At 63.3% G+C, this 1,059-nt stretch carries 2 protein-coding genes; both read right to left on the bottom strand.

What is annotated here, in order from left to right; genetic code table 11:
- On the bottom strand, positions 1–806 hold an 806-nt coding region (locus BIS11_RS18400; RefSeq protein WP_253586840.1), incomplete at its 3' end, for a cache domain-containing protein.
- A 33-nt stretch (positions 807–839) separates the two neighbouring features.
- A partial coding sequence (locus BIS11_RS18395; protein WP_253426662.1) for a hypothetical protein occupies positions 840–1,059 on the bottom strand: 220 nt, incomplete at its 5' end.

Below are 1,059 nucleotides of genomic sequence, written 5' to 3'. Positions count from 1 at the left end.
GCCTCGACGACGATACCGGAGTACGCCAGCGGCTCCATGGCGTAGCGCTGAGTGCGGCGCAGCGCTTCACGCTCGGTGGCGCTCAAGGCGTTCAGTGCGCTCATGCGAAGCTCGGGGCGACTGGCCATGAAGATGATGGCATCGCGGTCGGTGACGAAGAGCTCGGCATCCTGTTCGGCCCAGCTCTGCTCGACCTCGTCCAGCAGCACCTTGACCACCATCACGCCATCGGGCGTGGCGTCCGGGGAGGTATCGTCGAGCCATACCGGGGCAGAGAAGAAGTAGCCGCGCTCCAGCGATTGAGTCCCCAACCCGTAGAAGCGCCCCTGGCGGCCGCTGATCGCCTGGGTGTAGTAGCTTCGAAAGGCGTAGTTGTGGCCGATGAAGGTGTTGGGCCGATGCCAGTTGCTGGCGGCGATCGTGGTGCCCTCCTTGTCCAGCAGGTAGACGTCGGACACGCCGGAGGTGAAGCGAAAGCGATCCAGCAGCAGATTGAGCGCCATCGGATCCTGGCTCTGCGGCGAGGAGAGAAAGCGGCGCACCCCTTCGCGCGTGGCCAGCATCTGAGGCAGATAGTCGAAGCGCAGCAGGTAGCCGTTAAGGTTCGCCGCCGACAGGCGCAGCTCGTTCTCGGCGTCCTCCTTGAGCTCTGCAAGTGCGCGTTCGCGCGCGATCTCGGCGGCCTGCCACATGCTGGCCAGAAGTCCGAGCGCGAGCAGTGCCAGCCACGCCAGCCGCCAGCAGCGAGATTTCGCGGGAGAAGGCGAAAGGCGTTCTGTGGAGGCAGCGTGGCGCTCAAGGCGCATTCGGCGAACCTCGGCGAAAACGTGGCGAGTCGATCATGGTGTACCTGCGCGGTGGAAGTGATCGATGGTAGGGAGTTTGTCCTTCGCGCTCAACTCTCGCGAATATCGATTTCGAAGTATGATGAGTCTTTCGCCGAGTGTCGAAAAGAGTTCGAAAAAGCCCTTGCACTCCCGGCGGCGAATCCGTAAAGTACGCATCCGCTGCCGGGGACGCCCAGCGTCGCCAGCGGTGAAGAAGGTGAAAACCTTCGGT

The organism is Halomonas sp. 707D4 (genome assembly GCF_024158685.1).
In the GTDB taxonomy this organism is placed as follows: Bacteria; Pseudomonadota; Gammaproteobacteria; order Pseudomonadales; family Halomonadaceae; genus Vreelandella.
This window is presented reverse-complemented; position numbering and strand designations above follow the sequence as displayed.